At 46.3% G+C, this 25,995-nt stretch carries 26 protein-coding genes; 8 read left to right on the forward strand and 18 right to left on the reverse strand.

The features are described from left to right. From A1OO_RS12175 to A1OO_RS12195, 5 genes are all read right to left on the reverse strand, one after another. The coding region (locus A1OO_RS12175; RefSeq protein WP_035008511.1) for a TRAP transporter large permease subunit at window positions 1-315 on the reverse strand (315 nt) is incomplete at its 3' end. Then, complete coding sequence (locus tag A1OO_RS12180) at window positions 315-851, reverse strand: TRAP transporter small permease (RefSeq protein WP_016962398.1); 537 nt, start codon at window positions 849-851, stop codon at window positions 315-317. The genes A1OO_RS12175 and A1OO_RS12180, both read right to left, overlap by 1 nt. Before the next feature lie 133 nt (window positions 852-984). Next, window positions 985-1,965 (reverse strand): TRAP transporter substrate-binding protein, encoded by a 981-nt coding sequence (locus A1OO_RS12185; RefSeq protein ID WP_016962397.1) that lies wholly within the window; start codon window positions 1,963-1,965, stop codon window positions 985-987. Between the two features lie 27 nt (window positions 1,966-1,992). Continuing rightward, window positions 1,993-2,820, reverse strand: a complete 828-nt coding sequence (locus tag A1OO_RS12190) for a putative hydro-lyase (RefSeq protein ID WP_016962396.1) — start codon at window positions 2,818-2,820, stop codon at window positions 1,993-1,995. A gap of 105 nt (window positions 2,821-2,925) precedes the next feature. Continuing rightward, on the reverse strand, window positions 2,926-3,840 hold the full coding sequence (locus tag A1OO_RS12195) for a LysR family transcriptional regulator (protein ID WP_016962395.1): 915 nt from the start codon (window positions 3,838-3,840) through the stop codon (window positions 2,926-2,928). Between the two features lie 491 nt (window positions 3,841-4,331). Here A1OO_RS12195 and A1OO_RS12200 point away from each other — a divergent pair, with 491 nt between their 5' ends. Together A1OO_RS12200 and ptsP are read left to right on the forward strand one after the other, a co-directional pair. Beyond that, entirely contained in the window at window positions 4,332-4,628 is a 297-nt protein-coding gene (locus A1OO_RS12200; RefSeq protein ID WP_017003200.1) for a PTS fructose transporter subunit IIB, read from the forward strand. A gap of 5 nt (window positions 4,629-4,633) precedes the next feature. Beyond that, entirely contained in the window at window positions 4,634-7,114 is a 2,481-nt protein-coding gene (gene ptsP / locus A1OO_RS12205; protein WP_026023837.1) for a phosphoenolpyruvate--protein phosphotransferase, read from the forward strand. 336 nt (window positions 7,115-7,450) lie between these two features. Here the strand turns inward: ptsP and A1OO_RS12210 are convergent, their stop codons facing one another. The 7 genes from A1OO_RS12210 to A1OO_RS12240 all read right to left on the reverse strand — a co-directional run bounded on the left by A1OO_RS12210 (window position 7,451) and on the right by A1OO_RS12240 (window position 14,029). Further along, window positions 7,451-8,416, reverse strand: a complete 966-nt coding sequence (locus A1OO_RS12210; RefSeq protein WP_139128074.1) for a hypothetical protein — start codon at window positions 8,414-8,416, stop codon at window positions 7,451-7,453. A gap of 126 nt (window positions 8,417-8,542) precedes the next feature. Next, window positions 8,543-9,286, reverse strand: coding sequence for a hypothetical protein (locus tag A1OO_RS12215; RefSeq protein WP_431354957.1), 744 nt, complete (start codon window positions 9,284-9,286; stop codon window positions 8,543-8,545). Between the two features lie 408 nt (window positions 9,287-9,694). Next, entirely contained in the window at window positions 9,695-10,528 is an 834-nt protein-coding gene (locus A1OO_RS12220; RefSeq protein WP_017003204.1) for a TIR domain-containing protein, read from the reverse strand. A gap of 368 nt (window positions 10,529-10,896) precedes the next feature. Continuing rightward, window positions 10,897-11,316, reverse strand: a complete 420-nt coding sequence (locus tag A1OO_RS12225) for a hypothetical protein (RefSeq protein ID WP_017003205.1) — start codon at window positions 11,314-11,316, stop codon at window positions 10,897-10,899. 286 nt (window positions 11,317-11,602) lie between these two features. Beyond that, window positions 11,603-12,430, reverse strand: coding sequence for an AraC family transcriptional regulator (locus A1OO_RS12230; protein WP_017003206.1), 828 nt, complete (start codon window positions 12,428-12,430; stop codon window positions 11,603-11,605). A gap of 127 nt (window positions 12,431-12,557) precedes the next feature. Beyond that, entirely contained in the window at window positions 12,558-12,872 is a 315-nt protein-coding gene (locus A1OO_RS12235) for a PTS fructose-like transporter subunit IIB (protein WP_347230846.1), read from the reverse strand. A gap of 104 nt (window positions 12,873-12,976) precedes the next feature. Continuing rightward, window positions 12,977-14,029, reverse strand: a complete 1,053-nt coding sequence (locus A1OO_RS12240) for a PTS fructose transporter subunit EIIC (RefSeq protein ID WP_016961824.1) — start codon at window positions 14,027-14,029, stop codon at window positions 12,977-12,979. Between the two features lie 267 nt (window positions 14,030-14,296). On the opposite strand from A1OO_RS12240, the gene A1OO_RS12245 reads away from it, so the two are divergent. The 6 genes from A1OO_RS12245 (at window position 14,297) to A1OO_RS12270 (ending at window position 19,327) form a co-directional block, all read left to right on the forward strand. After that, complete coding sequence (locus A1OO_RS12245) at window positions 14,297-14,881, forward strand: hypothetical protein (protein WP_017003208.1); 585 nt, start codon at window positions 14,297-14,299, stop codon at window positions 14,879-14,881. Between the two features lie 312 nt (window positions 14,882-15,193). Next, window positions 15,194-15,952 carry an amino acid ABC transporter substrate-binding protein gene (locus A1OO_RS12250; RefSeq protein ID WP_016961826.1) on the forward strand — a complete coding sequence of 253 codons (759 nt, stop codon included), beginning with the start codon at window positions 15,194-15,196 and terminating at the stop codon, window positions 15,950-15,952. Then, window positions 15,952-16,626 carry an amino acid ABC transporter permease gene (locus A1OO_RS12255; protein WP_016961827.1) on the forward strand — a complete coding sequence of 225 codons (675 nt, stop codon included), beginning with the start codon at window positions 15,952-15,954 and terminating at the stop codon, window positions 16,624-16,626. The genes A1OO_RS12250 and A1OO_RS12255 overlap by 1 nt, the downstream gene beginning before the upstream one ends. After that, window positions 16,623-17,360: an amino acid ABC transporter ATP-binding protein gene (locus A1OO_RS12260; RefSeq protein WP_016961828.1), complete on the forward strand. Its 738-nt coding sequence runs from the start codon at window positions 16,623-16,625 to the stop codon at window positions 17,358-17,360. The genes A1OO_RS12255 and A1OO_RS12260 overlap by 4 nt, the downstream gene beginning before the upstream one ends. 289 nt (window positions 17,361-17,649) lie before the next feature. Beyond that, window positions 17,650-18,801 carry a Na/Pi symporter gene (locus tag A1OO_RS12265; RefSeq protein WP_016961830.1) on the forward strand — a complete coding sequence of 384 codons (1,152 nt, stop codon included), beginning with the start codon at window positions 17,650-17,652 and terminating at the stop codon, window positions 18,799-18,801. A 358-nt stretch (window positions 18,802-19,159) separates the two neighbouring features. After that, entirely contained in the window at window positions 19,160-19,327 is a 168-nt protein-coding gene (locus A1OO_RS12270; protein ID WP_241819112.1) for a hypothetical protein, read from the forward strand. Window positions 19,328-19,527: 200 nt separating this feature from the next. Here the strand turns inward: A1OO_RS12270 and A1OO_RS12275 are convergent, their stop codons facing one another. The 6 genes from A1OO_RS12275 to A1OO_RS12300 all read right to left on the reverse strand — a co-directional run bounded on the left by A1OO_RS12275 (window position 19,528) and on the right by A1OO_RS12300 (window position 25,745). After that, a complete protein-coding gene (locus A1OO_RS12275) occupies window positions 19,528-21,720 on the reverse strand; it encodes a hypothetical protein (protein ID WP_016961832.1) in 2,193 nt (730 codons plus the stop codon). A 455-nt stretch (window positions 21,721-22,175) separates the two neighbouring features. Beyond that, window positions 22,176-22,970, reverse strand: a complete 795-nt coding sequence (locus tag A1OO_RS12280) for an ABC transporter permease (protein WP_016961833.1) — start codon at window positions 22,968-22,970, stop codon at window positions 22,176-22,178. Then, window positions 22,963-23,601, reverse strand: a complete 639-nt coding sequence (locus A1OO_RS12285; protein ID WP_017003210.1) for an ABC transporter ATP-binding protein — start codon at window positions 23,599-23,601, stop codon at window positions 22,963-22,965. Before A1OO_RS12285 ends, A1OO_RS12280 begins: the two co-directional genes overlap by 8 nt. Further along, window positions 23,598-24,041 carry an acyl-CoA thioesterase gene (locus tag A1OO_RS12290; RefSeq protein WP_016961835.1) on the reverse strand — a complete coding sequence of 148 codons (444 nt, stop codon included), beginning with the start codon at window positions 24,039-24,041 and terminating at the stop codon, window positions 23,598-23,600. The genes A1OO_RS12285 and A1OO_RS12290 overlap by 4 nt, the downstream gene beginning before the upstream one ends. Before the next feature lie 252 nt (window positions 24,042-24,293). Then, on the reverse strand, window positions 24,294-24,707 hold the full coding sequence (arfB, locus tag A1OO_RS12295) for an alternative ribosome rescue aminoacyl-tRNA hydrolase ArfB (RefSeq protein WP_016961836.1): 414 nt from the start codon (window positions 24,705-24,707) through the stop codon (window positions 24,294-24,296). A gap of 81 nt (window positions 24,708-24,788) precedes the next feature. After that, on the reverse strand, window positions 24,789-25,745 hold the full coding sequence (locus tag A1OO_RS12300; RefSeq protein ID WP_017003211.1) for a DMT family transporter: 957 nt from the start codon (window positions 25,743-25,745) through the stop codon (window positions 24,789-24,791). Between the last annotated feature and the right edge of the window lie 250 nt (window positions 25,746-25,995).

Here is a 25,995-nt window from a genome sequence, read left to right on the forward strand (position 1 = left end):
CAGTACGTTCACGTGCAATAGTTTGCCAGGAAGCCCGCTTAGCCAAGGGGCAAGGCCTTTGAATAAGTCTTCAGATAATTTGGTTCTAAAGAGCAGTTCGCCCATCCAGATAAACATGGGCAGTGCCGTGAGCGACCAACTGGTGCTTGCCCCCCAACTTGATGACGCAAACAGCAGCCCGATTTGTTCGTTGCCTGTCATGTAAAGGCCAATCACGCCTACGCCGATCAGAGCGAGAGAAACCCAAAGCCCTGCCGCCAAAAATAACAGTAGGCTGAGTGCCAAAATAAACGATATTAGTGTCATGTCGGTCATTACACGCCCTCCTTGTCGTCGCCAAGGTCTAGGGTCACGTCTTCCCCTTCCAGCACCTTGTAATGGGGCGTAATGCCACGAATGTTGTCGATGAGGCTGTCCAGCACGGCAAGGTTAAACGCAATCATGCCAACAGCAAGCGGAACCTGAGGGATCCACAATGGAATAGGAATATAGCCGTGAGTCACTTCTTCGAAATCGTGTGACTCCCACACCATGTAGGTGCAGTAGTAACTGGCAAAGCACAGCAGTAAAAACGCTAAACCTAATACCAGCGTTTCGAGTGGACGCTGCCATGCGTCAGGCAAGCGTTGAATCGCTAGGTTGACGCGAATATGGCCGCCTTCGTGAAAGGTATAGGCCAACCCAAAGAAGGTGGAGGCTGCCAGTGCGTAACCGGAAAAGTCTTCTGCTGATGGCACGATAAAGCCAAGCAGACGACCGATGATTTGGGCAAGGATGATCATCATGATCAACACAATGAAGAAACCGGACAAGCCGCCCGACAGCATGTACAAGGCTTGCTTAAATCGCATAGTCTTAACCTTTTTTTAAACCGTCCTGATTGGCCTAACTGTCGCAAGTGCGCAGTTCTCGCCATGATTGGTTTGAACGCCCTCCCCAATCCGATCGGGGAGGGTGACTTATCGACTTATCTAGAGTGAGTGGTTACTGACCACGATAAGCTTTTAGAACGGGAGTCAGTGTTTCTGGCGATTCAGCTTCCCATTCACTGGTCATGGTGACGCCAATAGCTTGTAGCTCGTTGAGAAGCTGCTCAGAAGGTTGTGAAACCTCAATGCCGTTGTCAGCCAATGTTTTGGTGTCTTTGGCTTCTTGAGCGGTCACTTCGCTCCAACCACGTGCTTCAGCTGCTGCGGCAGCATCCAACATCGCTTGTTGGGTTTTCTTGTCCAAACGTTTGAACGCGCGTTTGTTCACAACCACGACATTTTTCGGGATCCATGCCTTGATTTCATTGAAGTGGCTCAGGTAATCCCAAGCTTGACCATTAGCGCCAGTAGATGGCGACGTGATCATCGCATCAATGATGCCAGTGCTGAATGCTTGAGGGATATCAGGCACTTGCACTGTGGTTGGGGTGGTGTTCATCAGATCAGCCAGACGAGATGTCGACGGGCTGTAGGCGCGCATCTTGGTGCCTTGAATATCTGCTAGCGAGTTCACCGGCTTCTTGGAATACAAGCTTTGCGCAGGCCATGGGACGGTGTATAGCAACATCATGCCTTCTTTATTGAGCTGTTTTTCAATCTCAGGCTTTGACGCTTCCCAAAGGGCTTGTGCTTGTTCGTAATCGGTGGCGAGGAAAGGAATGTTGTCATGTTTAAAAATGGGGTGAGTATTACCCATGATGCCAATGAACACTTCGCCAAGCTGAACCTGACCCGTACGCACTGCGCGAGGGATTTCAGGGTGCTTCATTAACGATGCGCCGGAGTGAACTTTGATGTCCAGATCACCGCCCGTTGCTTCGTTGATTTGTTCGGCGAAGCCATAAGCAATTTTTGTTGGCAAGTTGGCGTCGCCATACGGAGTTGGCATGTGCCATTGAGCCGCAAATGTTGAAGGCATCATTAATGCCGAGAAAGATACCACCGCAGCGGGTAGCAGGGTTTTCAATAACTTCATTGGAAGTCTCCTTTTCACTTGTGTTCGTTAAAGAATGGAAAGCTGATCATTGCTCACATCGGTCACTAACATCTTCCCTGGTGAATGTGTGATAGCAATGGGTGGACAGGCGTTGGCAATGGCCAATTGCGGTGTGACACCACACGCCCAAAATACGGGGATCTCGTCATCATTAATTGGCACGGGATCGCCAAAATCTGGCTTGGACAGGTCTTTAATGCCAATCATCTCTGGATAACCAAGGTGAATGGGTGCGCCATGGGACTTCGGATAGCGCGTGGTAATTTGCACGGCGCGGATGGCATCTGCTGGCTTAAACGGGCGCATGGAAACCACCATGTCACCACTAAAGTATTGGCTTGGGTTGGTGGCTATGTTGGTGCGGTACATAGAGACATTGGCATTGCAATCTATGTTGCGTAGCGACAGTCCCGCACGCATGAGCGAGTCTTCAAATGAAAATGAACAGCCCAATACGAAAGTCACCAAGTCAGTGCGCCACAAATCCGTAATATCGGATGTCTCTTCAGACAATTCACCGTGACGGAACACGCGGTATTCAGGCACGTCAGTGCGAATATCAATGTCTTCGCCTAAGGCATCAAGAATAGGTTTACCGGGTGCGGAGACAGCAAGAAGGGGGCATGCAATAGGGTTTTGTTGACAGAACAGCAGAAAGTCATCCGCCCAACTCTTAGGCAGTATCACCACATTGCCTTGTGCTAGGCCGGGTGCGAACCCGCTGGTGGGGCCTTTAAACTTTCCGACTCTTGCAAGTTGGCGTAATTCGCGTGCTTGAGTGAGTGCTGCTTCGTGATGATTAGTCACGATAGACGTATCCTGTCCGGCGATCATTGAGGCTGTCATCCTTATACCTACATGTTAATCGTGTTAACTAAATGTTGCAGGTTGATGTCATTTCGTCCAATTATAGTTTTTTACCTTTTCTGATAAATAAAATTAATCGCTGGCCATGGGATAAGCGTGTGAGTGTGTATGAACCGCCGCCACTTCCATCGCCAATTTAGCCGCCTCTTCTGCTGCCCCATTGAAGGGGGCGCGAAGATAAGACGCTGTAAAGCCAAGCGGGGAAGGTGTCCAATCGCAGTTCACCGTGCGTAATCGTCCATTTTCAATTTCTGGTTCGGCAATCTTTGCTGGAAGGGTGGCGATACCTAGCCCATCTACCGTCATCCGTAAACAAGCTGACAAAGAACTCGACGTGAAAAAGCGCATATTGACGGCATCAGCTTGGTTGAATTGCTGTTTGATCTCACTAAATGGTTGGGTGTTGCGGGCGTAAGTGATCACGGGCCAAGGGGCTAGCTCTTCTATGGTCAATTTTCGTTCGGGTAGATTGAGAGACGGACTACCCACCCACACCAGAGGGTAACGACACAGCGGCAAGTTAGTCACAGAAGGCTCTGAAAGTGGCCCCATTAAAAATGCCAGATCGAGAGTTCTGTCCAGTAAATCGTGTCGAAGATTGGCGGTGACATCGACCGTGATATCAATATCCAATCGAGGAAATCGATCGTTAAAACTGCGCAAGAATTCCGTAAGCCAGGTGTGAACCACGGTTTCTGAAATGCCAAGTCGTAACGTTCCCGTAAACAGCGAGGTATTCTCGGCGCGCTTTTGGAATTGCTCTGCAGACATCAGCATTTTCTCTGCAAAAGGCAACAATTCGCGTCCTTTTGTCGTGAGGGAAATGGGCGATGCATCACGGTCGAACAGCGTAACGCCCAACTCTTTTTCTAAACTGGCGATACGAGAAGAAATAGCAGGTTGCGTGGTGAACTGCTGGTCGGCAGCTTTTCGGAAACTACGGAGAGTGGCGACAATAACAAAGGTTTCTATTCGTTTCAGGTTCATAGTGACTGCTGGTTACTGTGAGTTATTGAAAAGATAGACTTTGATTTGCCAACCCATTGATCACAAGTAACACCGTATGGCATACATCACAGAGAAATCTTGTTAAGGCGGTTTTGGCGTCCTTAAATGCCCTGAATCTGTGAACTGGGTCTCGCGATACACTTCGCCTCCAAAATGGTCATTCCGGTTTTCATCCTATCGAAAGCAATATTTTCTTTTTTGGTCGGTTATCGTCCAATTTCCCGTGAAAATATTTGCTCATTTTGTGCTCACGCAGTTAGCGATGAACGAGATTTAATAGAGCGTCTCGTTTTCGAGATGTGCATATTTTTAGCCGCTGACTTGCACCCCTTTCTAATCACGACGGTGACCTATTTCACACATTGATTTTCATGCGCGTTTTGTCCAGTAAATGATAGATATTTCATCTATTTGTCCAGCACGCTAAGGCATAGCATCAAGCTGTCTGGATTAAACGATAAGTAGTGCTCATGAAAGTAGTTGCGATTACTGCCTGCCACACCGGCATTGCCCACTGTTACATGGCGGCTGACCGTCTTGTTGACGCTGCGCGCATCCTGAACATTCAAATAAAAGTCGAAACGCAGGGCGCGATGGGTATCGAAAACAAAATATCTAAACGCGAGTTTGATGCTGCGGATCACATCGTGTTAGCCACCGAAATTAGCCCTGCTGAAAGCGACCGATACCACGGAAAACCCGTTTGTCAGGTCTCGGTTCAAGACGCTATCAATCACTCCATTGCCTTATTGAAAAAATTTAAGTGAACCCAATGAAATTAGAACTCGCGTTTACCTGTGAACTCCCAAATGGCATTCATGCCCGCCCTGCAAACCACCTCGAAGCGGCATGTCGCGCGTTTAGCAGTCAAATTACACTTCACAATCTTCGCAATGACAATCAAGCGTCAGCGAAGAGCGTATTGTCGTTGGTTGGCACTGATACGCTACTTAATGATGCGTGTTTGCTTATCATCGAAGGTGATGATGCTGAACAAGCGCATGACACACTGACGGCTTACCTTCACAACGAATTCCCACATTGCGATGAAGAGTTGGTAGTGATGGATGAGGGCGACGTGACCCTGCCACAATCGCTGATGAATCATAACCCAACCCTTATCCGCGCGAAGCGCCTGTCTGCAGGTATTGCCAAGGGTAAATTGATTCGCTACAACGACATCGAACTGTCCGTGTTCGAGCAAGAAACCGCATCGCTCAACTTTGAACAAGCGAAGCAGCAAGTCACTGAAACTCTGATTAATAAAGCCGAATTGGCGAGTGGCCAAGAAAAAGAAATCATCAAGGCGCATTTGGGCATCTTGAACGATGACATCCTGAATGAAAAAGTATCGGGTTTTGTGTCGAACGGTGAGTCGCTGGCGAAAGCGATCCTTCTGACCGTTGCCGCCATCACTGAAACCTTGATGCAATCGTCTTCTGCATACCTAAAAGAGCGTGTGCTGGACATCAAAGACATCGCGTTACAATTGCTGATGACCGCACATCCACATGTTCAAGTCTCTACCGATTTCACGCTGACTGAACTGTCAATCGTGATCGCCAACGATCTAACCCCGAGCCAATTTCTCGGCCTAGATCGTGACTATTTGCAAGGGCTGATCCTCACCCAAGCGGGTTCTACCTCACACACCGTCATTCTGGCGCGTGCGTTCAACATTCCTGCAGTATCTGGCGTTGAAATCGACGCGTGTACGAAACACGAAGGCGAAACGCTGTTCGTGGATGGCGGGCTAGGCATCGTGGCACTTACCCCATCTGAAGCAGTTTCAACTTACTTCGAGCGTGCAATGTGGATTGCTGAGCAAGTCAAAGCGTCTGAAAGCGAATACCTAAACCTGCAAGCGCAAACCAAAGACGGCCACAAGATTGAAATCGCGGCAAACATCGCCTGTACCGTAGAAGCGGAATCGGCGTTTGAGAAAGGCGCGGAAGGTATTGGTCTGTTCCGCACAGAAATGCTGTTCATGGACCGCAGCACTGCGCCTGATGAGCAAGAACAATTCGATGCGTACAAGCAAGTGCTGGAAGCGGCGGGCGACAAAGCGGTGATTATCCGCACCATGGATATCGGTGGTGACAAGCCGCTGGATTACTTGAACCTGGCGCACGAGCACAACCCATTCTTGGGTTACCGCGCGGTGCGCATCTACCCGCAATTCCTAGCGTTGTTCCACACCCAAATTCGCGCTATTTTGCATGCCGCGAAATACGGTCACGCCAAGGTAATGATCCCGATGATTCAAAGCATCGAAGAAATCCGTTGGGTGAAAGAACAAATTGCTATTGTGAAAGCGCAGCTTGATGCCGAAAACGTGGTGTACGGTGAATTTGAGCTGGGCATCATGGTCGAAATCCCATCCGTGGCATTCATCATGGATCAGTTCTGCAAAGAAGTGGATTTCTTCAGTATTGGCTCAAACGACATGACCCAATACCTACTGGCGGTTGACCGTGACAACGACAACGTTGCCAAGCTCTACAACAGTCTTGCACCGTCATTCTTACGCTTACTAGAAGCCGTCGTTAAAGGTGCGCATGAGCACGGTAAATGGGTTGGCTTGTGCGGTGAATTGGGCGCAAACAAGAAAGTATTGCCTCTGTTGGTCGGTGCTGGGTTGGACGAACTGAGCATGGCTGCACCAAGCATTGCGTCAACGAAGGCACAACTTCGTCAACTAGACAGCCAGCTTTGTCGTGAACTGTTCGTGCAAGCCTGTAATTGCGCGACAATTGCCGACGTTGAAGCCTTGCTAGAAGCGTTCGCCCAATCGCAAGAAGGTAAGCCACTGCTTGATGTGGAATGTGTGCTGCTAGATTGCGATTTCAACAGCAAAGAAGAAGCGATTCAAACGCTGGTGGGCAACCTAGGTGTACGTGGTCGTACTCACTTGGTCAACGAGCTAGAAGCCGATATCTGGGCGCGAGAGTCTGTCTTTACCACAGGCCTTGGCAATGGCTTTGCGATTCCACACACCAAATCAGACAACATTGCGCATTCGTCTATCTCTATCGCTCGCTTGAACAAGCCAGTGATTTGGAGCGACGACGAAGATGGCGCGGTCGAATTTGTCATCATGCTGACGCTCAATAAAAACCAAGGCGACCAGCACATGCGCATTTTTTCTGGCCTTGCGCGCAAACTGATTCATGCCACATTCAGAGACACCCTCAAAACAATGACAACAGAAGACGAGATGATCACCTTCCTAAAATCTGAATTAGCACTTTAAGACATCACCATAAGAAAAGCGTCACTCACGTCTATTGCCGCTCCTACGAGCGGTTTTTTTATGAGAATGCGTTTGATGCAGAATGTTTGGTGATCACACGGTTTAGAATGACCGCTATAAACCGTTTTTGGACAATTCTGAGCTAGCCATCGTGGCTAACTCAAAAGTGGACAGAAACGGGTTAGAACTAAAGCTCTATAGCGTCTACTTCGGATAACTTCAAATCGGGAAAAACGAAGTAGACGACTTTGTTGTTCGAGAGCATTGGCTGCTAACGCAGCCAGAAGAAAACTATTGCCTATTGACCGGAGAAGGGCTCATATGTGTTATACGAAATTAGCTCGCAAAATATTCAGATTCGCAGTCCCAAATAACCTTTAATTTCTCGTCGATATACGGAGCTAACATATCTTCAACGTTCCATATCGGTGACTTGCGTGTGTAAAAACAGCTTTCGTATTGGGAATACAAAGGCTTGTCAAAGATCTTAGAACCATATTGTGCTTCTAGTAAGATGTGAATTGCAGCAATTGCATTTACCATAGCTTCAATAGATGCTTTCTCAAAGCTACCTCCACGATCATGTTTAGACGCATTATAGGCTGAGTACCAAAATAGACTTTGAGTTGGCTTACTTTCATCCCACGATGCGAAAGGCTTAATACGCCCTAATTTAGGGTGCATTTTAAGTTCAACTTCATATTCAGATAGTTTGTAAACATTTAAAAGAGATACGAAGTCACTCGTTCTATACTGTCGCTTCTCTTCATAACCATTTTTCTTTAGTGCTTGTAAAAACAAATACTCAACCTCAGTACATGCGACAGTAAGCACTTCCCGAATTCGATGCCCATAAGTAGTAATGTTCTCTTTCGTTGGTTCTACTACTTTGAAAATATCTTCCATTGTGTCGATGATATTGTAAAAAGCTCGCAGCTCATCAATAAATGAACTCGACGAAATTTGGTGCAGATACAAATTGGAAATGTCACGATTAATCCTAGGAAAATACGTTCCAGGTCGATAGGCACTTTCATGAAACTCAACGATATTTGGGGAAACACTTTCACAGTGTTCCCACAAAAAGTAGCTAACAGCTTTACTAATAGGGTGCTCATGTGTAGATTCGGGAGCCCCATCATGCCCAGACTCTATATATTGCTCCCACTTCGACCAACTCTTGAACTCACAAATTGGGAAGTATTCAGATGAAACATAGAGCTTGCAGTCACCTCCATTGCGTTGGAAGTAGCCGACACTGCCACCATCTGTTTTAAATATATATGATTTCATAGTTTCCATTTCGTAGCCGCGTTAAGTGGTGAACAACGCCAACCACCAAACCTAAACCATTGTACCTTAAACACTTAAACCAACGCATAATGAAAATGCCACGTGTTGCGAGTCCCTCTTGAACAGTTGTTAAGCCTATTTGCTTTCTACGAACTTTCTATATGGGTACTTTCGCTTAAACTCTGTATGCAATTGCTTGTGAACATCAACGATATGCCCTTTAACTTTCGGCAATTGTAGGTATACCTCATTAGTAAACTCAACGAGCGAGGGTAAAAGAGAATTACCAACGATTTCTTCTAATTCTTCTTGGCTAAAAGCCATACCTGGTGAAAAGTGATGCTGAACTTTCCTTTGGTAATCGTTTATATACAATTGGTTTCTACGCGCAATTGTATGCGATAGTATCTTAAAGTCTCTTTGACAACGATCTAGTTCCGATAACAGCGCAGCATTAGGGGATGAAAGCAAACCTAGACATCTTTCAATGCTAATAACATTACAGAGTGTGTCGTCAAATTTGATTGATTCAAGCTGTAGGGCTCTTTGTGTTTCATCAGTCCCCTGAAAATGTGCAATCCTATCTTCATACATCGATATAAACATCGCTTGTCGATCCAGAATAAAAAGCGAATATTTAAAGTAGTTGACCTCTTGCTCTTCTTTGTCTTCCACTCTTGAGTAAACAACATGAAATAAAGTAAGTAATGCGGCAACAGCACCAGCTGATGCTAGAAAAACACCAATTGAATTTAGGACCGACACAAAGCTATGCGACTCAGCGTCTGCATACACTAAAGCTACTGCTGAAATGTAAAATCCGGCGAAGCAAAAACAAATGTGCAAGGAATAGCGACTTACTAACTTTTTCAAAATCATCCTCATGTAAAATAGGCTTAACAGCTTATTAGCGGGCATCTTGCCCATTTAGTACAAAACCGGGCCGCCCGATTAGTCCGCTTACAGTTGTCCAAACTTACTATATATCTTTATAAAATCAGTAGATTAACTTTTTCGGCTGCGATCTGAATGGGAGAATTCGGGCATCCCGAACTAGAAACGTGCATATTTTTACTATATGCATTTCTCTGTCATTTTATAAAGTGTTAAATCATTAGAAAAATGTAGCCTTAGAGAGATAAATCATGTGCTCAGATGTTCGAAGTATCAACTCACTCTGGGGCATGAACGAGCCAGAAAAAATAAGCCTAAGACAGCAGGTCATAAGTCAGTTTGAGTCGCTTCTAATCAGTTAACTTGTGATTAGCGAGCTTTAGAATAAACCAACTATTGAGGAACATCCCACGCCGCTTGGCGTTTCTTCGGTGTTGTAAGAGTTTCAATACGCTCTTGATTTGAAAGACAAACGTCAATTCCGTACTCCGTTAGCTTATAACTAAAGTACTCATTACCGTTAAAGTCAGAAGTATTAATTTTTTCGAGCATGCCTGAACGAGTCAGCTTTATCACTGCCAAATTGATCTGCGCTGAACTGAAATCATATTGGTTAAAACGGTTATACAAATCCCAACTAGCGCATCCTTCCACATCTAAGTTTGTGGACTCAAGCAACATAGCCAATGCGACCATATCAATATCAGTGAGCGCTGCTAGTTGAGCATTTACATCAATGCGCGGTTTTTCCTGTACAAAATCAAGTTCAAGCAGGCCCTGAACTTTGAATGCTCGCTTAATTTGGGTTGTCGAGTAATTGAGAGAGGACACCAGATCCTCATCACTTCTGTTAGCATCAAAATCAGTTGGAGTAATTCCAAGTAGATCGCTTGGAAAATGCAAATCAACACCACGTGGCTTTACAATAAAGCACCTATTCTTTCCTATTGCTCCAATAAACAAACCAAGTTCAAAAACCACGTTGTCTCTCACAACGTACCTTTCTCTAGACCTCATGATCGTCAGGTCGTCTGGAGAAAAGATGAAAATTGAGAAGTCTACTGACTTAGCCTTTGACATTAAATCATCAAGAGCATTACTGGAAAGGTTGAATGTTCCATTTCGCCATATCGTAACCTCTGCATCAAACTCTAAGTTCTCAGCAATTGCATCTGCAATCGACAAGCTTTCGACTGACGAACCTATAAATACTCTTGGTTTTCTCATTGTTTCTCCAACTTATTAGCGAGCAACTTGTAGTGGTCTAATGATCCCGTTCAGCCAAATCTACCGCCTTTCGTTTCTCGGCAAGCAACACGCCATCATTGTCTAAAACTTTTGGCGGAAATGTACCACAAAGTACATAGAATGATGCTTGATTTTGATCGCATGGAAATCTGATTGGTTATTGATTAATCGCCCAGTAACCGCCAGCATTCACGGGTTGAATTCGTGAGGGCTAAAAGATTAGTTTAAATAATGGAGAGTTTGTGTTCTGAGCGATAAGTGAAGAACATTCGTAAATGGAAAAGGGACAAAACCGATTTAATTCTCATGAAAAAGCGGAGGATTCCCCTCCGTTTACGCCAAGTTTTCTATTGTTCTGGCACTACGGCTGCCTGACTGCCCACCTTCACCACTTTTCCACGGTGTTGCTCGGTATAGCGTTGCGCCTCCGAAACGGAAGAGAACCACTGAACCAAGTAACCAGCATCTAGCCGTTCGGTGCTATAGGGGAGAAGTGTACCTTTCGGAGCCGTTGAAACGATTTTCTTAAAGTCCGCCCAACAGCTCTGTCCATTCTCGGCTGCCAACATATGAAGTAGATGCTTGCGTTGAATAGTGGCGGAGTGACGCTTGAGTTCTGGCAAGGTGATATTGGTGAATATTTTAGATTCAAGCAAACGCCTAAGCACGGGCAGAGATTGTGCCAGTGAATCAGATTGAGCGGCTTTTTGTAGAAACTTGGCTTCGCGAAGCCACAGTTGAAGATCGAGATTGTTTTGATGACGCATATCGTCCTCCTTGTATACAACCTACTCGCTATGGGTTGTGGGATGATATGTGAGTGAAATGCTGATTAACTCGGGTTTATGCGTTGGTACGATTGCTTTGGCGAGGTAGGCTTCCAACTAACCTAAATGAAGAGTACTACTGCAACATTCATTTATCAACCGTCGTCAATGATTCGGTAATTGGTTTTAGCATCAATGCATTAGGAAACCACATTAGACTCCTCGCGTACAAAGCTAAATCTGGGAGGGGTAGCCATCTCTGACTTCTGACGGCTAACCTCGGGCCTCAAACCGCCCCCAATCGATACCCACTTGGCGTCTTACCTGTTTTATTCTTAAACACGCGGCAGAAATAGTTCGTGTCTTTGAATCCGCAACGATGAGCAATTTCTTCTAGTTTAAAGTTGTATTTTTTCAGCATGAATTTGGCACGGTCAAGGCGAACATAGGTCACGTAATCAGCGTATTTCACCGAGCCTTCTTGGTTAAACAAACGTGAAACATGGGCGGACGACACACCAAATCGGTTGGCGACGGAAACACGGGTAATGTCCTTGTGGAAGTTCTCTTGCACGTAAATACACATGCTGCGGTAAAGCTTTTCACTGCGGCTGATTTTGCTTTGAACGGGGTTGTCTAGCAATTCGAGACAATACAGAATCAGCGCATTGGCGAGGTGTTCTCCCATCACGTTCGAGCGGCTTTTATCACTCATGCAGTTGAGAGCGTCCAGCACATGCTCCAAGGCCATGGATGATGGCAGTGAAAGCGCGTGCTTTTGCACGTCCACAAACCCTCCCTCCGTTGTGTACTGCACAAAACTGAACCCAACCTGATGCTTGCCAAACAGAACAGAAACCATTTTGCAGGGCTTATCCCACGTTGGCTTGCTCCACGCATTGGAAGGGATGTAAACCATTTCTCCTTGTTTCAGCGTTAGCTGGCTGCAGCCATCTTTGGCATCCACAATCAGGTCGTATTCTCCCTCAAGAATAATTTCAAGGCGGTTGAAATTGACTTGATATGCGCCTTCCGGTGGCGTGCTCTCGTTGCTGCAAATGGCGACAAGCTTTCCGTTAAAATGGGTGAGTGATTCAGTAATGTTGATGTGCATGGCGATTTATCTTTTATTGAATACGAATGCGTAAAGCGATGTAAGAAGGTAGGTAAATAAGTGGAGCTTTACGGATGGTAAAAACGAAGAAAGCGGAGTGGGTTTGGCATCCACTCCGCTGGAATGATTAAGCTTGCGCTAACATGCTCTCTAACTTACTGATAATGTCAGGGGCTTGTTTTGCCGCTTGGGTAACGGTGACACGAACAATCTTCTTACCCGCAAAACGCTCTTCTCGTTTGATGGCGATGTCTTTGGTTAGGATAACCACATCTGCCGATGCAACGTCTTCTGCGGAAAGTTCGTTTTCAACGCCAATGGCACCTTGAGTTTCAATTTTAACGTCCCAGCCTTTTGCGCGAGCCGCGGTTTCCAGTGCTTCTGCTGCCATGTAAGTATGAGCAACGCCAGATGGGCAAGAAGTTACGCCGATAAGTTTCATCATCAATCTCTCTTTTACACTTTTATTGTTATTCGTTCAGTGTGGAACGACAACGTTATTGGAGGTCGTCGCTCCGTTAATTCGTGGTTTTAGCTAAACATGTATTAGTCGAAGGACAGTTCAAGTTCTTCAGTGTTTGCTTTTGTTTCTTCTTCACGGTCAGCGACGGGTTTTTTCAGTGCGTTCACAACGAGCGCTGTGGTTGCTGCACCTGCAATAACCGCGATGACATACATCATGCGACCTTCAACAACCGGCAGAACAATCAGGCCACCCCAAGGTGCGTGGTTAAGCACACCTGCCATGAAGGCCACAACGTTACCGACGATACCGCCTGCAACGATGGCTGGGATAACGCGTGCTGGGTCATTGGCTGCGAAAGGAATTGCACCTTCAGTGATACCGATACAACCCATGATTGCTGCTGCTTTACCGGCTTCTTTTTCTTCTGGAGAGTATTTCTTAGGAGCAAGGAAAGTTGCTAGTGCCATGCCGAGTGGTGGCACACAGATTGCCACACCAACGCCGCCCATCAACCAAGGTTGAGTGCCAACTTGAGTTTGTGCGAACAGGGTTGCGACTTTGTTGATTGGGCCGCCCATATCGAATGCTGTCATCCCACCTAGCACTGCACCCAGAACCGCTTTAGATGCGCCAGCCATGGATTGCAGGCCTTCGTTCATGAATGCCATGAAGCCAGCGATAGGTTGACCGATTACCCAAACAACCAGTGCTGATACGATGAACGTACCGCCGATTGGAATAATGAAGTAGGTTGAAAGCGCTTTAAGCTTGTTAGAAAGAGGAATACGCTTCAGTTGTAGAACAACGTAACCTGCGATGAAACCGACGATGATTGCACCAAGGAACCCCGCTTGTACTTGGTTAGCAAGGTAAGCACCAATCATACCTGGAGCCAATGCTGGACGGTCTGCGATTGAGTAAGCGATGTAACCGCCAAGAACAGGAACAAACAGGGTGAAACCTGCGATACCCATGTCCCAAATGCCTTCAAGGAACACACCTTCAGGTACAGCGCCTTTACCGCCAAGCATGACAGATAGAGCAAGTAGAACACCACCTGCAACAACGAATGGCAACATGTGGCTGGTGCCGGTGAGTAGATGACGCTTTAACTCTGCTAAGTTAGTTTTCATGGTTCAGACCTTTGTTTAATGTTTTTAGATTTGTAGGGAGATGGCCTGATTATGCGCTCGGTCTGGTGCTTAAGATATTGGACAAATAAGCCCTTTACTGGAGAAATGTTGCATGTTGAACTGACTGAGAAGGCAATCACATATCCCTGATTTTAGTGATCTTATTAACACTATTTGCCGTGTGATCACGGTGATTCTTCTCTCTGTGACTGGAGGCTGGCGCGCTACGATCTACAATGAATGAACGACGCATCAAGGAAGAGTGAAATGGCATTTGATTTAGCACGACTGATCAAGGAATGTGAATCGGCGTTTGGAAAGCCAGACCCGCAGAAATACATTGTGGACATACTCACAGAGAGCTTACGAGACCCTGCTTCTGTCGCCGCAGTGCTTCAACCAGCTCGCCGTGCTGGCTATGAAACGTTGTATGTGTCGGATGCATTCACGATTCTTCATTTTGTTTGGGCACCCAAAATGACCATGCCTGCGCATAACCACAACCTTTGGGCGGTGGTGGGGGTATATGAAGGAAGGGAAGATCATATTTTTTGGCGTCGGAACGACGAGCAAGCAGCATCAGAAATCTGCGCGGTAGGGGCGGCGACACTTGCGCCGGGTGAAGTACTTTCGATGGATATCAATGCAATTCATTCGGTGCTTAACCCAACGGATTTATTTACGGGTGGCATTCATATCTACAGTGGCAACTTCTTTGAAACGCCGCGCAGTGGATGGGATCCGATGTCGTTGCAAGAAAGCCCATTAGATGCGCAAAAGAACAATGCCATCTTTGAAGCTGAAAATGCCCTTCTTGATCTTCTGCCGGGGAGCCGCGCTTCTCGTTCCTAGTGATGGCTGTTAGACAACATGAGCGGGTGCTAAACGGCATCCGCTTTTTTGTGCGTAACGCTCTGCATTTGTCGACGGAAGCAGCATTAACGGTTAAGTGGGGCGATTGTTTTTATTTCTCAGTCGTATTGGAGTGAATAAATATGGGTGAATTGGGCTCATCTTAGTCAAAAACACCGTTCGATTTTTATACTGCAAACTATAAGGCCAGTAAATGTCTTATTTACAGAGTATTAAATAGATCGTTTCGTTATTTATTACAAAATTTCACTTAGGTTACATTGGCGACATCAAAAAAATGGAGTAATAAAAATGTCTTCAATGAAAAATCTTTTGCTTGCCACCCTTGCTTTGGCAACCAGCGTTACCGCTACTGCTTCACTGGCTCAAGACGATGTGAAAGTGGGTATGTCTGGCCGTTATTTCCCATTCACTTTTGTGAAAATGGATGAACTGCAGGGCTTTGAAATTGATGTTTGGAACGAGATTGGTAAGCGTGCTGACTATAACGTTGAATTCGTGACATCGAGTTTTTCTGGTTTGTTTGGCATGTTAGAAGCGGGCCATATCGACACCATCAGTAACCAAATTACCATCACCGAAGCGCGCACTGCTAAGTACGCATTCTCCGTCCCTTACGTTTTGGATGGTGCGCAAGTTGTGATTCGTAAAGGCCGTGATGACATCGCAGGTATTGATGACCTGAAAGGCAAGAAAGTCGCGGTGAACCTTGGCAGTAACTTTGAGCAACTACTGCGTAACTACGACAAGAAAAACGAAATCAACATCATCACGTATGATTCTGGATTTGAGCAAGATGTGGCGCTAGGCCGTACTGATGCTTTCATCATGGACCGCGTTTCTTCGGCACAGCTTATTCAAAAGTCTGGCTTGCCATTGCAACTGGCGGGCGAACCGTTCGAGACCATTCAGAACGCGATGCCATTTTTGAACACGCCTGAAAAATTAGCGATTAAAACCAAAGTTGACCAAGCACTGACCGAGATGAAAGCCGACGGCACCCTAAGCGAAATCTCTCAGAAATGGTTCGACTCTGACATTACCCAATAATGAACGGCTTCGATTTTGACTACATGCTAGCGCTGCTCCCGATACTGGTAAAGTATCTGGGAGTCACCCTAGAAATGTCGCTGATAGGCTTTGCGATTGCTCTGGTGTTATCGGTGTTTCTCGCACTGGTAAGGGTGTTCAGAGTCAACGTATTGAATGCGATTGTGGTGGTGTATATCTCTTTCTTTAGAGGGACACCGTTACTGGTTCAATTGTTTTTACTGTATTACGGTCTGCCACAAGTGTTCCCGATTTTCGTCGGTATGGATGCATTTACTGCGGCGGTCATTGGTATCTCGCTTCATTTCTCTGCGTACATGGCCGAGAGCATTCGCGCCGCCATAATGGGGATTGATAAGAACCAGCTGGAAGCGAGCCTCAGTGTTGGTATGACTGAACTTCAAGCCATGAGACGCATTATCTTGCCTCAGGCTGCACGTGTCGCGACGCCATCGCTAATGAACTATTTCATCGATATGATCAAAAGTACCTCGCTGGCCTTTACGCTGGGTGTGGCAGAAATCATGGCGAAAGCGCAGATGGAAGCATCATCGAGCTTTAAGTTCTTTGAAGCATTTTTGGCCGTCGCACTGATTTACTGGCTGGTGGTGATTTTCTTCACCCAGGTTCAGTCAATGTTGGAAGTCAGGTTGAATAAGGCGTATGCGCGATGATTAGTGTCAAACGGTTAAGCAAACGCTTTGGTGACGTAGAAGTGCTAAAGCACATCGACCTTGACATTCATCAAGGTGAGATTGTGGCGATTATTGGGCCATCGGGCACCGGAAAATCCACGCTGTTGCGTTGCCTGAACTTTCTCGAAACGCCAACAACCGGAGACATTCAAATTGGTGGGGTTAGCGTCACTGCAGAAAAAGCCACCAAGTCTGACATTCATCAGTTACGCAAACAGAGCAGTTTCGTGTTTCAAAGTTACGCGCTGTTTGCGAATAAAACGGCGCTGGCGAATGTGGCGGAATCTCTGATTACCGTTTGGAAAGAGCCTAAAGCACAAGCAGAAGAATCAGCCAGAAAACTACTTGAGAGCGTGGGCATGATGGACCACCTTCATAAGTATCCGGCGCAGCTCTCTGGCGGTCAGCAGCAGCGTGTCGGCATTGCGCGCGCGATGGCGTGCAAAGGCGAGGTGATTTTGTTTGATGAGCCGACATCCGCGCTTGACCCTGAATGGGTCGACGAAGTGTTGTCTGTCATGAAGCAACTGGCTCAGCAAAAACAGACCATGATTGTTGTTACCCATGAGATGCAGTTTGCGCGTGATATTGCAGACACCGTGATTTTCATGGAAGGCGGCGTGATTGTGGAACAAGGGCCCCCTTCGCAAATCTTTGATAACCCGCAACATGATCGTACTCGTGCGTTTGTCGCAAGAGCCATGGGTTACTAACAAGACATCAGCTCACCCCAATTTCACGTGTGTTAACAAAGCTAGCTAATGCTGGCTTTGTTACGTATTGAGGTTGCGTATTGAAGTGGAGATACGCAAGTGAAAGGGGTTGCACTTCATCAATGAGCGAGATGATTCGTGAAGATGAGATTTTCTATTGGATGGTCACAAACTCGTCACGAAAAAGTCAAAAAACATTCAAATTAAACGTGCTGGTAATATTTTTGTCACATTACATTCATACGATGCCTGCGAACTGACAAATTACTTACATATCAGGAAACGAGTTATGAGCATCCAATCTGACGCACTGCAAGGACCTCAGTCCAAAGCTCCAACCAAACGCGCTCTGCAGTGGGCTGCCCTTATCGCCATGCTGTATCTGCTGCTGGTATCGGTTTCAATGATTGGCAGTGGCTTCAAATGGGCTGCTGGTGATCACGCGAAAGAATTGTTCGAATTTGCATCTAACCCTGTAGCGGGTTTGATGATAGGTATTATTGGTACAGCGCTTATTCAGTCATCCAGTACAGTGACGTCGATCATTGTTGGGTTGGTGGCGGGTGGCTTGCCAGTCGAGTTAGCTATCCCCATGGTTATGGGTGCCAACGTGGGCACAACAGTGACGAACACGCTGGTCAGCTTGGGTCATGCACGCTGTAAAGATGAGTTCCGTCGTGCCTTTACCTGCGCAACAGTACACGATTTCTTCAACCTTATTGCTGTTGCTATCTTCCTTCCTCTCGAAATGATGACTGGCTTCTTAGCGAAGATATCAGCTTGGCTCGTCTCTCCACTGATGCATGCTGACGACCTGAGCATGAAGAGCTTTAACTTCATTAAGCCGATCACCAAGCCTGTTGTGAATGGCGCCAAATCGGTATTTGAAGCGCTGCCAGGAAGCTTTGGCGGTATTGCTTTGGTTATCTTCGGCATTCTTTTGGTTATCGCTGCGATTACAGTGATGGGCAAACTGATGAAAAGACTGATGGTAGGCAGGGCGCGTGAAGTCCTTAATAGCGCGATTGGACGCGGTCCTATTCATGGCATCGCATCAGGCACGCTAGTGACGATTCTTGTTCAATCTTCATCAACCACTACGAGCTTGGTTGTGCCTTTGGTAGGCACCAACGTACTGACTGTTCGTAAAGTGTATCCGTTCATGCTGGGCGCAAACATTGGTACTTGTATTACCGCATTGCTTGCAGCAACCGCTGTGACGGGCGACAACGCGGTGTTTGCCCTGCAAATTGCACTTGTCCACCTCACATTTAATGTATTGGGCATCGTGGTGATTTATGGGCTGCCATTCCTACGTGATCTGCCTGTTAAGTGTGCGGAGACCCTTGCTGACTATGCGGTGAAATCGAAACTGACTGTTGTTGGCTACCTTGCCACCGTGTTTGTACTGTTACCTGGCCTGGTGCTCTTGGTGTCGTAAGTAAAAAGTGATTGTTCGAATGAATGAAAAGCCCTGACTGATTTAGTCAGGGCTTTTTTGATCGGGTTGTGTATATCGATTCGTTCAGAGCGGTGTGCGTGATGGGGGCTCACCGACACTGATTAGCGTTGATTGAAGCTCAAAGCTTCAGTTGCCCAAACCGATCAAACGCGCTGTGGCTGGCAAATTTGAGGGTGGTGGCAACCGAAAGAGTGACGGTGAAAAAAATCGCTATCATGATCACCAGTTGGTATTGTTCACAGCAAGTAGCGGGCCTGTGCCGCCGAGGATTTGCCCTGTCATCATGCCTAGGAGACTGCGATACCTGAGGTGCAAATAGCTGCCAGTGGAGGACGAAGTGCTTCAATTGGCATTATCTACGCATGACCGTTTGGGTGACATCAAGAAGATTGTGGCAGAGATCCGGAATTCAGTGGTGCCAATCAGTAAGCGCTTAACCACGCAAAAAGGAGAGTTACTGGACATCATTTACTATGACGAGGGCTCAAATCGAACGGTGTGTTGAAGCAAGGTGTCTCACAGTTTGTGTTGAGATAGTCAAAGAAAGCCAAACAGCCTAAAGATACTTTGAATCCGCGATTTTTAGGTGTCTGGGAGGTAGCGCTAAACGAGCAAAGGTCTACCCATTGTGGGCAGACCTTTTCTATTTTTGACGCTCTATATTATGCTCGTGCTTTTTCTTCGTGAAGACATAAGCCTATTGCATTAAAGCGCGGGAATATTGAATCTCGGCGCGTTACGATCGAGCGACTGCCCATCCGAAAACGATGAGATCCAGTTATCATTCTTCCAATATTCCCAGCTACCATTTTTATAAAGGAAACTAAACCCAGCGCCCCATTTCGCCCAATTCTTGCTCGTAAAGGCCATTGCGGTAGGGCGTCCCTGGGCGTCGAAAAATGCATACCCCCAGTATCCGTTCCAATCGGTTCCTCCGTTAGCGCCTATTGTCCATGCTTCACCTGATTTTATGGTGCGTCCGTTTATACCCATTGCCATCGAGCCATCGTTAAACTTGAGTACAGCGTTAACCCCATCACCGTAACTGTTAACTCCGCAGTTATGTTCGGTAATGTTCCCTCCATTCGATAGCCATTGGCCGTATTCAAGTACGCCATCTTTTGAGCAAAATACGGGGTTTTCCCAACTGCTGGCATTCCACCACGCCCGCCAGTCCGCGTAATTTCTTGTCAGCACTTTGGTGACGGTTTTAGCTTCTTTGGCAAGATGTGACAGTTGAAGCGTCTTTAATTGGCTCAACGTCTTGTTGGTGACACCCGTCGCTTTGGTATTATGTGGGCTGTTTTCCAATGCAAGATCTTGTTCCAGCCTCGTCACGTCAACTTTCTGAAAATTATTCAGATCCATAGGGGCTGCGGTGACGCTTTCCCACGCTGCAAGTGCCTCAGATTTAGATATTTGCAGTTCATGAAAAATCTTGCGCATTCTCGCCGTTCTCATGTCTATGGAGGTTGAGCGTTTTTTGCGAAGGTGAGTGGTGACGTCAGGTATATCCCCGTAATCCGTATCGGCTGGGAGTGCGTCTGGATGGTATTCAACGGAGTAAGCGAGGTTGATGAGTCCAATGCCTGATTGGACAAAATTACGCCAAACCACATCTCTAAAACCTGCAACTCCCGCATTTATCCCGTATTGCATCGATTTAAATACGCCGTCAACGGCTATCCATGTCCCCATGTATGCGGCAGCAGCACCATAAGCGCTACTTGCATACTCAGAGGTGGTTGAATTTTTAGTGACGGGTTGCCATTTTGCATAGCCACCCCATGCTTGATTCCCCGCATACGCGGCAAGGCCACAGTTGATAGATGAGGTCAGAAGTTGCCATTTTTGTGAACCAAGGTATGGAACGAGAGACTCATGATACGATGCGGGCAGGGCAGTGTAGGTACCGCCATTTTTATATCTGACAAATTCGCCAACCATACCATTTAAGCCACCCCAAATAGCGGTATCGACGATTTTTAGTGGCCATGCTGCCGCTGTGGCATTGTCGCTATCTGCGACTTTTTGAATCATTGCATTTGTACCAATAGCACCCACAAACATCATGAGTCCAAGTTCTTCACGAAGCACACGCTCCGAAAACGCGCCTACTTGCAACGTATCGGCGATGATGCTGCCCACTCTCGGAATACTGCGTAACATATCATTGATTCGCTGACCATCACTGGCATGGCTTCCCGGAAAACCGTGAACCCATTGTGCATTGCCTAAGACATAGTCAAACATTGCCCAAGAGAGAGGAACGGCGAGCCCTTTGGCGGCATTAAAGCTTTCTTGGCTAACCGCTGTACCACCGATATAGCTATTATAGATATCTTCAACTAAACCTATTAAACCGAAAGCCCCAAACGCGCTTAATGCAGTACCTGTACCTGAACGGCACAAACCTCGTACGAGATTATTTTTGAAAATATTCGGCATACTAGGGCGGTAAGCATCACTTGAAATAGGATCATAAGAGTGTTGTGCAAGATAGTTTATGCCCATTTTTTCCGCATACAAGGCTGCTTCAATATCAACCTCTGATTCTGATAACTCCGGTTTGAGTGAATGAAATCCTTCATGAATAATAACGGATTGAAGATTTTCTTTATCACCAACGCTGTTGCCGTTTATTATTACGTTTCCTTCGTGATAGATGGCTATGGCATTTTCATACCCTTCTTGATTGATTTCTCCAAATGTAATTTCAGGCTGGGTGAGGCTAAATAATTTGTAGTCGGAATGTACCTCTTTTTTTTGTAAAGATTGAATTATCTCATCAATGTCATTGTCGTCATAATGCGCTTGATAGGCATAAAGCGCAGAGGAATGTCCGAGTATACTTAATCCAATGAAAAGGGAGAGTGTAGACAGCTTCCTGTGTGTCATAATTATATCCTCATGATATTTTATATAGGCAATTACATTAGCAATCACTTAATTTTCACTTTTAAATAATTACTGGAAATTAAGATAGGGCATGTGAGGTTAATTGCAAGCGAGGAAGTTTTGTGTGGTGTCATTGTTAGGTTTTATTTAGCGTTAACTTCATGAAAAAGTTATGCATATATATTTTTTTAAAAAAATTAAAGTGTGTAATAAATCGATAGCTTTTTGCTATCAATTGATAATATTAATTATATTTTTGTCTTATATGTTGTAAGTCGATCGGCTCTTTATAATTAATGCTTATCTATTGATGGTTATTGATTTTGTAATAAAGATTAATATTGTTGAATATTTCAATGCCTATCCATGCGTCGATGGCTCTTTTCATCAACCTCCGCTCCCGAGCAGAGTGCGCCACTTTTATGGTTAGATGAGAGATTTCAAGGGACGCTAAATCAAGGTAAAGGTTTAGACCGTGATTCTGAGGTTAGTTGTCCGTAGCGATTAAATAAGCGTCGGCTGACGAAATACAACGTGGTTGCTGCGGAAACAAACACTGAGATGAAAATCGCCACCATAATCACGAGTTGATATTTCACGGCAAGCAGGGGTTCTGTTCCTCCGAGTATTTGACCTGTCATCATACCCGGAAGGCTAACGATTCCGAGTGTGCTCATGGCGGCTATAGGCGGTCGCAATGCAGCGGTGAGAGCTTCACGCAAAAATGGACGGCTCGGATTAGGTGCTCCCAACGCGACATAGAATTGATATTCGGCGTGTCGCTTTTTTAAGCTGGTAAGTAACCGTTCCAGAGCAAGCACATTGGCTGACAATGCGTTTCCCAGCAACATGCCAGCAACGGGAATGAGGTATTGGGCTTTCCACCAAGGCTCGGCTTGAATCACCCCAATCATTAATACCGGCAATACCAGCGACATGGCGAGAAGTTGCCCTGCCAATATTGGTGGTATGAGCTGTTTTAAGCTGGCGCTGGCTTGTTTGCAGATGGTGCCACTCGCCACCAATATCATGATGAGCAACCACAAGGTATTGAGCCAGATATTGGCGAAAGCGAACAACGTTTGCAGGTACAAACCAACCACTGCCAATTGCAGCGTCATGCGCACCACGGCTGAAATTAGGTTTTTACTGAGTCCTAGTTGCCAGCGCTGAAAAAAAAACAACGGAATAATAAAGAGCAGGTATAACCCCGCAAGCGCCCAACTGTTGATGTTCAACGCTTCATTCATGATGATCTCCCAACACGAAGGTGTGGCTTGCAGCGTTCATCCATTCAGGATCGTGTGAAATAGACACCGTAATAATGGGAAGTGTTTTTAGTAACGTCATCAAGCTGTCTCTGTTTTTGGCGTCCAGCGCTGATGTGGGTTCATCCATCAACCACACGGGTCGATCCAGTAACAATGCACGGGCAATGGCGAGCCGTTGTTTTTGGCCTCCCGAAAGGGTGTCTACGTCTTGGTTCATGTCGTGTTGAAGGTTCAGGCACGCGAGTGTGGTTTGGCACTCTTCATCACTTGGCAAAAGGTTGTCGGTTGCTTGTAACGACCAAGGTAATCGGAGAACGTCCGCGATGGTGTTCGCACCCATCACGGGTTCTTGCGGAAGGTAGCAAAATTGACGACGCCACCAAGGTAAGTTTTGAACCGATACAGTTTGTTTTTGGTAAGCAATATGACCGTGTTGCGCGGGTTGCAGTGCGCACATCACGCGCAATAAACTGGTTTTCCCTGATCCCGATGCACCTTTAATAACAAGGTGCTGACCCTGCAAAAGCGCATCGGTCAACGCCGATGTTTTATCGGCCTCATACCCTGAACGAAGCTGGTGGAATGTGAGCGTTGCTCTGGGAGATGTCATTCGGCGTTTTCTGGTAAAAGATACTTCTGTAATGCGTTAGCGGTCTTTTCTGGAATGGCACAGCTCTTCCCGTCACTGAAATCACAATACACCACTAATGCTTCACCCACCGCGACACATCGCTGTTGGTTATGGCTGTGGATTTCATATTTCATGGTATAGCGCTTCTTTTGCACATCTTCGACCCATGAAACGGTCGTGATGGTATCGGGGTACACCAGTGGGGCGCGATAGTCACAGCGTGTTGACGCCACAACAGGGCCAATGTTGTGGCTTTTGACGTGATCAAATACGTTCAGTTCTTCGAGCATAACCACGCGAACATCTTCAAAATAGCGAAAATATACGGTGTTGTTGATGTGCTGGAGGGCATCCATATCATTCCAGACAATGGCTTGAGTCTGGGCGAGTGGGTAATCACTGAAGTGGGCTTGAGACACGTAAAACTCCTCTTATTGATTCTATTTGATTGGACACTAAGTGCTGAGGAGTGACAAGTAACGGTGTGAATACGATTTGCGTTGTGTGACATCAGACCAGTGAAGGCTTGTTTGTATTGAGGCCTTAGCGTGCCAATAAAACGTTGTGATGAGTGTCTTCGAAATGGAGGTGATGGAGACGGAACTTAAGACGAATACCGTTAACGTATTGCGAAGACGGTGTGAGAATGGCCAAGCGCAAGCTTGGCCTTTTTATAATGGTATTTTGCCACGCATTGATTTCGTTTTTCCACGTAGTGTTTTGCCATCAACACGTCTTTTTTGTGACCCTTTAGTCGGCTTGGTCGCTCTTCTCGCCTTTTGAACAATACCCACGCTTTTGATCATTTCCTGCAAGCGTGAAAGTGCGTCATCGCGGTTCTTTTCCTGCGTACGATATTGCTGGCCTTTTATCACAATCACACCTTCTTTGGTGATGCGACTGTCTTTCAGCGCAAGCAGTCTTTCTTTGTAAAAATCAGGCAAAGACGAGGCGTTGATATCAAAACGTAAGTGTACGGCAGAGGACACTTTATTGACGTTCTGACCACCTGCACCTTGTGCACGAATATACGAAATGTCGATTTCGTCATCTGGGATCGAGACGGTTTGAGAAATATGTAGCATGTTGATACGCCCTAGTAGCTATTGGGCGTCACTATAACGGAATGTCGCGGTGTGACTCAATCTTCATTTTCAGGTCAGTGTTTATCGTGGTGAAGAGAGTTGTTGCTTTCTGGAAGGGAGATGAGCAATAAATAACCCCAGTACAATAAAGGTAATGCCAACATAGTGATAGCCAGCCATTCGTTCCCCGAGTAACAGCATTGAAAAGATAATGCCAAACACCGGAATGAGGTGCATAAATTGCCCAGTTTGTGCCGCCCCCATCTTCATTACCGCACTGTTCCAACAGAAAAACGCAATGCCAGACGCGAAGATTCCGGTATAGAGGGAAATCGCCACGCTATTGAATGACACAGGCATGGTTTGAATAAACACAGACTCAGCAAGATAAACGGGGAAAATCATTGCCGTGCCGATGTACACGGTATAGCCAAGAATGGGTAAGCCTTTGAGCGCTTCCGGTAAACGTTGGACCAATACGCAGTAAGTCGCCCATACCAGAATGGCGAACAGGGCAATAAGCTCACTTTGACCAATGGAAAAATCCGAGATGAGCTGACCTTTGGTAATGATCAGCAGCACGCCGATAGCTGAGATAGCAATGGCGATCGTTTGTTTAAGCGTTGTTGTGTGGCCCAGCAACAAAAACTGCACCAGTAAAATCATCAATGGAGAAGTAGATTGCAAGATCACGACGTTGGTCGAGAGTGTATTTTCCAGTGCAATGTAAACAAGACTGTTGTATCCGGCGACACCAAGCAATGCGAGGACAAGTACCAAACCGAGATGTTGCTTAAGCAACGGCCACTGTGCGCGCATGGGGTTATAGACGAAGGGAAAGAGTACAACCGCAGCCACTGTCCAACGCCAGAAAGACAGCCCCATAGGGGGGATGGTCGCGTTCACCAATTTAGCCAAGGTGATGTTACCTGCCCAACTCATTGTCGCAATGACGGCCAAAACGACAGGCAGCCATGCCACTAAGCGAGACGGCTTTTCTTCTGCGTGCTGCTTCGTTTGTGGGCCTAGCTTTCTCATTCAGTGATACGTCCGTGAGCTTTTCTCGGTAGGTTAGTTACTCATGTTGTTCATGCTTTGGCAACATGGGAAATGTGCATTGAGCGAGAAAATTGGATATTCACGATTACATCGATTTTTCTTATCAAAATGAATCTGATGAGCGAGTCAAGATCCTGCATCGAGAGATGACTAGGGGGCCGTTTTCTTTGGTAAAGTAACGATATGGTACAAAGTGCCATTTGCATTGAGTGATGAGTGATGAGTGAAG

This window comes from Enterovibrio norvegicus FF-33, assembly GCF_000286835.2.
Lineage (GTDB): Bacteria > Pseudomonadota > Gammaproteobacteria > Enterobacterales > Vibrionaceae > Enterovibrio > Enterovibrio norvegicus_A.

Excerpts from the sequence above, each read along its gene's own strand:
- A1OO_RS12180 (WP_016962398.1), bottom strand. The coding sequence starts at position 851 with ATGCGATTTAAGCAAGCCTTGTACATGCTGTCGGGCGGCTTGTCCGGT.
- A1OO_RS12185 (WP_016962397.1), bottom strand. The coding sequence starts at position 1,965 with ATGAAGTTATTGAAAACCCTGCTACCCGCTGCGGTGGTATCTTTCTCG.
- A1OO_RS12190 (WP_016962396.1), bottom strand. The coding sequence starts at position 2,820 with ATGATCGCCGGACAGGATACGTCTATCGTGACTAATCATCACGAAGCA.
- A1OO_RS12195 (WP_016962395.1), bottom strand. The coding sequence starts at position 3,840 with ATGAACCTGAAACGAATAGAAACCTTTGTTATTGTCGCCACTCTCCGT.
- A1OO_RS12200 (WP_017003200.1), top strand. The coding sequence starts at position 4,332 with ATGAAAGTAGTTGCGATTACTGCCTGCCACACCGGCATTGCCCACTGT.
- ptsP (WP_026023837.1), top strand. The coding sequence starts at position 4,634 with ATGAAATTAGAACTCGCGTTTACCTGTGAACTCCCAAATGGCATTCAT.
- A1OO_RS12210 (WP_139128074.1), bottom strand. The coding sequence starts at position 8,416 with ATGGAAACTATGAAATCATATATATTTAAAACAGATGGTGGCAGTGTC.
- A1OO_RS12215 (WP_431354957.1), bottom strand. The coding sequence starts at position 9,286 with ATGATTTTGAAAAAGTTAGTAAGTCGCTATTCCTTGCACATTTGTTTT.
- A1OO_RS12220 (WP_017003204.1), bottom strand. The coding sequence starts at position 10,528 with ATGAGAAAACCAAGAGTATTTATAGGTTCGTCAGTCGAAAGCTTGTCG.
- A1OO_RS12225 (WP_017003205.1), bottom strand. The coding sequence starts at position 11,316 with ATGCGTCATCAAAACAATCTCGATCTTCAACTGTGGCTTCGCGAAGCC.
- A1OO_RS12230 (WP_017003206.1), bottom strand. The coding sequence starts at position 12,430 with ATGCACATCAACATTACTGAATCACTCACCCATTTTAACGGAAAGCTT.
- A1OO_RS12235 (WP_347230846.1), bottom strand. The coding sequence starts at position 12,872 with ATGAAACTTATCGGCGTAACTTCTTGCCCATCTGGCGTTGCTCATACT.
- A1OO_RS12240 (WP_016961824.1), bottom strand. The coding sequence starts at position 14,029 with ATGAAAACTAACTTAGCAGAGTTAAAGCGTCATCTACTCACCGGCACC.
- A1OO_RS12245 (WP_017003208.1), top strand. The coding sequence starts at position 14,297 with ATGGCATTTGATTTAGCACGACTGATCAAGGAATGTGAATCGGCGTTT.
- A1OO_RS12250 (WP_016961826.1), top strand. The coding sequence starts at position 15,194 with ATGTCTTCAATGAAAAATCTTTTGCTTGCCACCCTTGCTTTGGCAACC.
- A1OO_RS12255 (WP_016961827.1), top strand. The coding sequence starts at position 15,952 with ATGAACGGCTTCGATTTTGACTACATGCTAGCGCTGCTCCCGATACTG.
- A1OO_RS12260 (WP_016961828.1), top strand. The coding sequence starts at position 16,623 with ATGATTAGTGTCAAACGGTTAAGCAAACGCTTTGGTGACGTAGAAGTG.
- A1OO_RS12265 (WP_016961830.1), top strand. The coding sequence starts at position 17,650 with ATGAGCATCCAATCTGACGCACTGCAAGGACCTCAGTCCAAAGCTCCA.
- A1OO_RS12275 (WP_016961832.1), bottom strand. The coding sequence starts at position 21,720 with ATGACACACAGGAAGCTGTCTACACTCTCCCTTTTCATTGGATTAAGT.
- A1OO_RS12280 (WP_016961833.1), bottom strand. The coding sequence starts at position 22,970 with ATGAATGAAGCGTTGAACATCAACAGTTGGGCGCTTGCGGGGTTATAC.
- A1OO_RS12285 (WP_017003210.1), bottom strand. The coding sequence starts at position 23,601 with ATGACATCTCCCAGAGCAACGCTCACATTCCACCAGCTTCGTTCAGGG.
- arfB (WP_016961836.1), bottom strand. The coding sequence starts at position 24,707 with ATGCTACATATTTCTCAAACCGTCTCGATCCCAGATGACGAAATCGAC.
- A1OO_RS12300 (WP_017003211.1), bottom strand. The coding sequence starts at position 25,745 with ATGAGAAAGCTAGGCCCACAAACGAAGCAGCACGCAGAAGAAAAGCCG.